Here is a 7,053-nt window from a genome sequence, read left to right on the forward strand (position 1 = left end):
GTTCCCGAAACTGCGCAAGTACTATTCGTTCAAATAGCGAGCCGGAGAGAGCATGTCGCTTCTTGAGATCAACGGACTCACCCGTCGCTTCGGCGGCCTGATCGCCGTCAACGACTTCAATATCGAGCTTGGCGAGCACGAGCTGGTGGCGCTTATCGGCCCCAACGGCGCGGGCAAGACCACGGTGTTCAACCTCATCTCCGGCTTTTACCAGCCGAGCGAGGGCAGCATCAAGCTGAAGGGCCAGGACACCAGAGGCCTGCGTCCCCATCAGGTGACGGCCCTGGGCGTTGCGCGCACCTTCCAGGGCATCCGCCTCTGGGGCGAGATGCATGTGCTGGACAACATCCGCATCGCCCAGCACTACCGCCTGGGCTACAGCCTCATGGACTGCTTCCTGCGCACCAAGAACTACCACCTGCGCGAGAAGGCCATCGACAACATCGCCTGGGAGCTCCTGGAAGCCATGGACCTGAAGGACGTGGCCTATGAGCTGCCGCGCAACCTGCCCTATGGCGTGCAGCGCCGGGTGGAGATCGCCCGGGCCATGAGCGTGAAGCCTTCCCTGCTGCTCCTGGACGAGCCCGCCGCCGGTCTCAACTCCTCGGACGTGGAAGGGCTCATCAAGCTGGTGCGCTGGATTTACGACAACTACCCGGTGACCATCTGGATGATCGAGCACCAGATGAAGGTGGTCATGAGCCTCTGCACCCGCATCAAGGTCATCGACTTCGGCACCACCATCGCCGATGGCGGGCCGGAGGACATCCAGAAGAACCCCACGGTCATCAAAGCCTACCTCGGAGACGATACGATTTGAAAACGCTCCTGGAAGTCAAAAACCTCAAGGTCCGCTACGGCAACATCGAGGCCCTGCACGGCATCTCCTTCGACGTGAAGGAAGGCGAGATCGTGACGCTCATCGGCGCCAACGGCGCCGGCAAGTCCACCACGCTCCTGTCCATCTGCCGCCTGCCCCCCCCGGAGGCCCCGCGCGTCACCGAGGGCGACATTCTGTTCAACGGCCAGAGCATCCTGAACGTGCCGCCGCACAAGATCGTCAGCGACCTGGACATGGCCCTCGTGCCGGAAGGCCGCCGCATCTTCGGCAACCTGACCGTTGAAGAGAACCTGAAGCTGGCCACCTACGCGCGCACGGACGGGCACGATGTCATCGCCCGCGACTACGAGCGGGTGTACACCCTGTTCCCCCGCCTGGCCGAGCGCCGCAAGCAGCGCAGCGAGTCGCTCTCCGGCGGCGAGCAGCAGATGCTGGCCCTGGGCCGCGCCATCATGAGCAAGTGCAGCTTCCTGATGCTGGACGAACCCAGCATGGGCCTGGCCCCGCTGCTGATGTACGACATGTTCCGCACCCTGAAGGAGCTGAACCGCGAGGGCCTGACCATTCTGCTCATCGAGCAGAACGCCAACCTGGCCCTGCGCTTCGCCCATCGCGGCTACGTGTTGGATACCGGCGAGATAGTGGCCCACGGCTCCAGTGAGGAACTGCTGGCCGATCCCGAGGTCAAGAAGGCCTACCTGGGCGGCTAGTCCGAAAGCCTGCAAGAAGACGCCAAGGGGCGGACCGTTTCACCGACGGCCCGCCCTTTTTTTGCGTCACGCCCCGGCTTGGCTCTCTGCTGTTTCCTGCCAGACACCCGAGAAAAACTCCCACGTTGTTGCAATAATCCCCCAGGGCGGCTATGAGACGATATCGTGCCCTCTTTCGCGTGGGCGCAATCCTGACGAGGGGGATCTCCACATGTTCCGGAACCTGAGCATCAAATGGCGCCTCTTGGGCATAGCCCTGGCCGGACCGGTCATCGTGTCCTGCGTGATGAGCTTTTTCCTTGTGCGGGCGATCAGCCAATTCTCCGAGGAAGGCTTGCTGGACAAGAGCCGGGCCATCGTCCTCATGGCCGAGAGCGCCAGAAACGAGATGAGCGCCAAGCTGGAAGCGGGCATCATGCGCCCCTTCAGCGAGATCCCCAAGGACAAGGTGGTGGACGCCGTGCCCGTGGTCACGGCCATAAAGATGGCGCGGGAGAACGCCGAGCGCGGCGGTTACCAGTTCCGCGTGCCCAAGATCAGCCCGCGCAACCCCCAGAACGAGCCCACGCCCCAGGAACGCCAGATCCTGGAAGAGCTGGAGAGTAAGAAGCTTACGGAAATGATCGTCAAGGAGCCGAATCAGACCCGTTATTTCCGCGCCATCCGCCTGACCAAGGAATGTCTTTACTGCCACGGCGATCCCAAGGGCGAGGCCGATCCCACGGGCGGCATCAAGGAGGGCTGGAAGGAGGGCGAGGTCCACGGCGCGTTCGAGATCATCACCTCCCACGCCGCGGCCCAGGCCGAGCAGACCAGGGCCATTCTGACCGTGCTGGGCTGGACCGGGCTGGTGCTGATCCTCGTGTTCAGCATGGCTTGGGTGCTGCTCCAGCGTGGGGTCATCGCCCCGCTTGAAGCCATCCGCGCCTTTGCCGAACGCGTGGCCGGCGGCGACCTCACCGGCAGACTGGAGGGCACCTTCCGCGCCGAGATGGGCGCGGTGGCCACGGCCTTCAGCACCATGATCGCACAACTCTCGCAGATCATCGGCAGCGTGGTGGACGGCGCCACGGGCGTGGCCGCAAGCAGTTCGGAACTCTCGGCCACCTCGCGCGCCATCTCGCAGGGGGCCATTTCCCAGGCGGCCAGCGTGGAGGAAATCTCCTCGTCCATGGAGCAGATGACCTCGAACATTTCCCACAGCGCGGAGAACGCGCAAAAGACCGACGCCCTGGCGCAGCAGGCGGCCAAGGAAGCCCAGGGCAGCGGCCAGGCCGTGACCCAGACCGTGGAGGCCATGCGCCAGATCTCGGAAAAGATCGGCATCGTGGAGGACATCGCCCGGCAGACCAACCTGCTGGCGCTCAACGCCGCCATCGAGGCGGCCCGCGCGGGCGAACACGGCAAGGGCTTCGCCGTGGTCGCGGCCGAGGTGCGCAAACTGGCCGAGCGCAGCGGGCACGCAGCGGCCGAGATCAGCACCCTGGCCAGCTCCAGCGTGCATATCGCCGATCAGGCCGGGCGGCTGCTGAAGGAGCTGGTGCCCACCATCCAGAAGACCGCCGAGCTGGTGCAGGAGATCACCGCAGCCAGCCGGGAGCAGAGCATCGGCGCGGAGCAGATAAACAAGGCCATCCAGCAGTTGGACCACGTGATCCAGCAGAATGCGGCGGCCTCGGAGGAAATGAGCGCCACCTCGGACGCGCTTTCCGGCCAGGCGGAGCAGTTGCAGACCACCATCGGCTTTTTTGACGTTGGTGCTGGGAGCAACTACCTGAAAATGCTGCCTGAAAAGTAGGCGCGACCGGAACTGGGACCACAGGGGCGGGTGCTTGCGGCCCGCCCTTTTTGTGCGCGGCATGTGCCTTTGCGCACAAGGCTTGCCAAACCCCCCGGCCGGGGTATAGTGGCAGCGGCGCACTCAAACCGGCCCATGCCGCACACCGTCAAGCCCGAGAGATTCCCAATGCCCAGCCGTATACGCCCAGTGGTCTGCCCCGTTCCGCCGCGCCCCGTGCGCCAGGAACTCCTCACTCTCATGAGCGCGGCGCCTGCCCCGGTGCGCCTGGCCATGTGCGACCTCCTGCGCTCCATCAAGGCCGGGCTCGACGCGGCGGGCAAGACGCCCACCTTTGTGGACGGCCGCGCCCGCGTTTTCGACTGGCGTTCGCTTTTGCCCATGCTCACAGACATCCGTTCCAAACTCGACCCGCTCATCGCCGCGCGCCTGCGCCGCCGGGGCAAGGCCAAGCAGGCCCTGGCCCACATGGAGCAGCAATTCGCCACCATGCGCCGCTCCCACGAGGACCTCTCCCTCACCGTGCAGATCATCTACGCCCTCATCAACGTGGGCGGCGAATTCCAGACCTCCGAGGAAGTTCTGGAGCAGAGCGCCGAAGTGCTCATCGAATTCCTGGAGGCCGATCTGTTCGTCTGCCGCCTGCGAGACGCCAGCGGCGAATGGATCAACGTGGCCGCCAACACCTCCCACGGCAGCAGTACGCCCATTCTCGTGCGCGCCATGGAGGAAAGCATCCCCGGCCATCCGGTCATGCAGGCCGTGGCCGAAAAGCAGTGGAGCTACGTGGTCTCGAACAACCTCATGAGTTCCGAACGCGGCGGCGAATCATACGACTGCGTGGCCTACCAGGAAGGCTACCGCTCGCGCCTGGCCTTCATCCTGCGCGGGCACGACACCCGCCCCTTCGGGCTCATCATGCTCTACTCGCGCTCCGTGGATTTCTTCAGCCACTACGACCACAGCTTCCTGTCCGACTGCTCGCGCATCGTGTCCCTCACCGTGGGATCGCGCCTTGAAGTGGGCCGCGACGCCCTGGCCAAGGCCGCGGGCGGCATGGCCCACGTGGGCAACAACGCGCTCTCCGTCATCAAGAACTGCCTGGAACTCGTCAAAGAGGACATGGAAGCCGTGGTGCACACCGGCACCTCCAAGGCCCTGCGCGAAATCGGCACCGGCTACGACATGAGGCGCGAGATCGAACTCATCGGCTGCGCCCTGGGCGGAGCCGAACGCCTGCGCGGAGCCATCGCCAACCTGCTCTCGGCCGTGGATAACCCGCGCCTGATGCACTACATCCGCGGCGAGGAAGTGCTGGACCTCGATCCCAACACCTGCTTCGGGCCGGAAGAGTAAGAGAATAGCCTCCGGCGGCCAGGGGGCATGCACCCCCTGGACCCGCAGGGCAATGGAAAGGCCCCGGACGAGCAAAGCTCGTCCGGGGCCTTTCCATTGCGGTGGGATGGGCGGAAGGGGGTGGCGTGTTCACGATCATTGTAAGTGGTTGTTGTTGGCAACCATTGTGTCGTTTCGTCGAACATGTCCCGCCCGAACCCTCCGCGCGGGGCTTTGCTTCAGGCGGCTTTCGCGCCTGAAGCAAAGCCCCGCGCCACAGGGAGTCCAGAGGGCCTCGTGCCCTCTGGCGGGGTCCAGGGGCAGCGCCCCTGGATATCCTTCTACTCGTAACGCAGCGCGTCGATGGGGTTCAGGCCTGCGGCCTTGCGCGCGGGGTAGAAGCCGAAGAAGATGCCTATGGCGCTGGAGAAGGCCACGGCCAGGGCTATGGCCTGCCCGGAGATGAGCGTGGGCCAGCCGAAGAGCCCGGAGATGGCGAAGGCTCCGCCGATGCCGATGCCTATGCCGATGAAGCCGCCGAGCATGGTCAGCAGCACGGCCTCGGCCAGGAACTGCAGCAGGATGTCGCGTTCCTTTGCGCCGATGGCCATGCGGATGCCGATTTCGCGCGTGCGTTCGGTGACGCTCACGAGCATGATGTTCATGATGCCGATGCCGCCCACAATGAGCGAGATGGAGGCCACGGCCCCCAGCAGCAGCGACATGGTTTTGGCCGACTGCTGGGATACGGCCAGGATTTCCGAGAGGTTGCGCACGGTGTAGTCGCGTTCCTTGGTGGCGCTCATGTGGTGGCGCTGGTCGAGCAGGGCTTTGATTTCTTCTTCGGCCTGGGCGAGCTTGGCTTCGCTGACGGCCTGCACCAGGGTTGGGCCCACGGTGCCGGGAAAGGCGTTGCCGATGATTTTGCGCTGGGCGGTGGTCACGGGCATGAAGACCTTGTCGTCCTGGTCCGTGCCCTGGGCGCTGCGGCCTTTGGCTTCCAAGAGGCCGATGACCTGGAAGGGCACGCCCTTGATGCGCACCTGCTTGCCCACGGGGTCCTCGTCGCCGAAGAGGTTCTCGGCCACGGTCTTGCCGATGATGCAGACCTTTTGCGCGGTTTCCACGTCGGCGGTGGTCATTTCCCGGCCGGAGGCGATCTTCCAGTCGCGGATGAGCAGGAAGTCCGGCGTGGTGCCGCTGATGTCCGTGGACCAGTTCATGTTTCCGGCCACCAGTTGGGCGGTGCCGCGCTGTTCCGGGGCGATGCGCAGCACGGCCGGGCACTCGGTGCGGATGGCCTTCACGTCGTCGAAGGTCAGGGTGGGCTGCGAGCCCATGCCCGCGTGAACGCCGCCGCTGGTGGTGCTGCCGGGCAGGATGATGATGAGGTTCGAGCCCATGGTGGCGATCTGGTCGGAGATTTGTTTGGTGGCGCCGGAGCCCACGGCCACCATGATGATGACCGCGCCGATGCCGATCATGATGCCCAGCATGGTCAGGAACGAGCGCATGAGATTCACGCGCAGGGCCCGGGCGGCGATCTTTACTGGCAGCAGGATGTCCATCTAGGCCTCCTGCGGGTCGGCGGCGGCCGAGTCTTCGATGATCCTCCCGTCGCGGAAGGTCACCCGCCTGCCGGCGTGGGCGGCTATGTCCGGCTCGTGGGTGACCATGATGATGGTCTTGCCCGCGCTGTTCAGCCGCTTGAAGATGTCCATGATCTCCTCGCTCATGTGCGAGTCCAGGTTGCCGGTGGGTTCGTCGGCCAGGATCAGGGCCGGGTCGCCCGCCAGGGCGCGGGCGATGGCCACACGCTGCTGCTGCCCGCCGGAGAGCTGGTTCGAGAGGTGCCCGGCGCGTTCGGCCAGGCCCACCATGTCCAGGGCGTGCAGGGCGCGGTCGCGGCGTTCTTTGGGCCCCACGCGGCCATAGACCAGAGGCAGCTCGACGTTCTCAAGCGCGGTGGTGCGCGAGAGCAGGTTGAAGCCCTGGAACACGAAGCCGAGTTTCCTGTTGCGGATGTCCGCCAGCTCGTTCTTGCCCATGTTCTCCACGGCCACGCCGTCCAGCATGTAGCGCCCGCTGGTGGGCCGGTCCAGGCAGCCCAGGATGTGCATGCAGGTGCTTTTGCCCGAGCCGCTGGAGCCCATGATGGCCACGAACTCGCCCTGGCCTACGGTGAGGGACACCCCGCGCAGGGCGTGCACCGTTTCCTCGCCCATGCGGTAGGCCTTGGTGATGTCCTCGATGCGTACGACTTCGTTCATGGCTGTTCTGGCCAGGCCTAGCGCGGCGGGGGGCCCATGCCGGGTCCGCGCGTGTTGCCGCTCAAGGGGTTGTTCGTGGCCGCGGCCTTGGTGGCGGTG

The 7,053-nt window shown here is 65.2% G+C and carries 6 protein-coding genes; 4 read left to right on the plus strand and 2 right to left on the minus strand.

What is annotated here, in order from left to right; all coding sequences use genetic code 11:
- Positions 1-52: 52 nt before the first annotated feature.
- The 4 genes from VN419_RS09080 to VN419_RS09095 all read left to right on the plus strand — a co-directional run bounded on the left by VN419_RS09080 (position 53) and on the right by VN419_RS09095 (position 4,705).
- Positions 53-820: an ABC transporter ATP-binding protein gene (locus VN419_RS09080; RefSeq protein ID WP_325646704.1), complete on the plus strand. Its 768-nt coding sequence runs from the start codon at positions 53-55 to the stop codon at positions 818-820.
- On the plus strand, positions 817-1,551 hold the full coding sequence (locus VN419_RS09085) for an ABC transporter ATP-binding protein (RefSeq protein ID WP_325646706.1): 735 nt from the start codon (positions 817-819) through the stop codon (positions 1,549-1,551). The genes VN419_RS09080 and VN419_RS09085 overlap by 4 nt, the downstream gene beginning before the upstream one ends.
- Positions 1,552-1,762: 211 nt before the next feature.
- A complete protein-coding gene (locus VN419_RS09090) occupies positions 1,763-3,349 on the plus strand; it encodes a methyl-accepting chemotaxis protein (protein ID WP_325646708.1) in 1,587 nt (528 codons plus the stop codon).
- A 240-nt stretch (positions 3,350-3,589) separates the two neighbouring features.
- On the plus strand, positions 3,590-4,705 hold the full coding sequence (locus tag VN419_RS09095; protein ID WP_325646710.1) for a histidine kinase: 1,116 nt from the start codon (positions 3,590-3,592) through the stop codon (positions 4,703-4,705).
- 320 nt (positions 4,706-5,025) lie between these two features.
- Here the strand turns inward: VN419_RS09095 and VN419_RS09100 are convergent, their stop codons facing one another.
- Entirely contained in the window at positions 5,026-6,252 is a 1,227-nt protein-coding gene (locus VN419_RS09100; protein ID WP_325646712.1) for an ABC transporter permease, read from the minus strand.
- On the minus strand, positions 6,253-6,954 hold the full coding sequence (locus VN419_RS09105; protein ID WP_325646714.1) for an ABC transporter ATP-binding protein: 702 nt from the start codon (positions 6,952-6,954) through the stop codon (positions 6,253-6,255).
- Between the last annotated feature and the right edge of the window lie 99 nt (positions 6,955-7,053).

The organism is Humidesulfovibrio sp. (assembly GCF_035560995.1).
Taxonomy (GTDB): domain Bacteria; phylum Desulfobacterota; class Desulfovibrionia; order Desulfovibrionales; family Desulfovibrionaceae; genus Humidesulfovibrio.

Coding starts and splice junctions, on each gene's coding strand:
- VN419_RS09080 (WP_325646704.1), top strand. CDS start 53: ATGTCGCTTCTTGAGATCAACGGACTCACCCGTCGCTTCGGCGGCCTG.
- VN419_RS09090 (WP_325646708.1), top strand. CDS start 1,763: ATGTTCCGGAACCTGAGCATCAAATGGCGCCTCTTGGGCATAGCCCTG.
- VN419_RS09095 (WP_325646710.1), top strand. CDS start 3,590: ATGAGCGCGGCGCCTGCCCCGGTGCGCCTGGCCATGTGCGACCTCCTG.
- VN419_RS09100 (WP_325646712.1), bottom strand. CDS start 6,252: ATGGACATCCTGCTGCCAGTAAAGATCGCCGCCCGGGCCCTGCGCGTG.
- VN419_RS09105 (WP_325646714.1), bottom strand. CDS start 6,954: ATGAACGAAGTCGTACGCATCGAGGACATCACCAAGGCCTACCGCATG.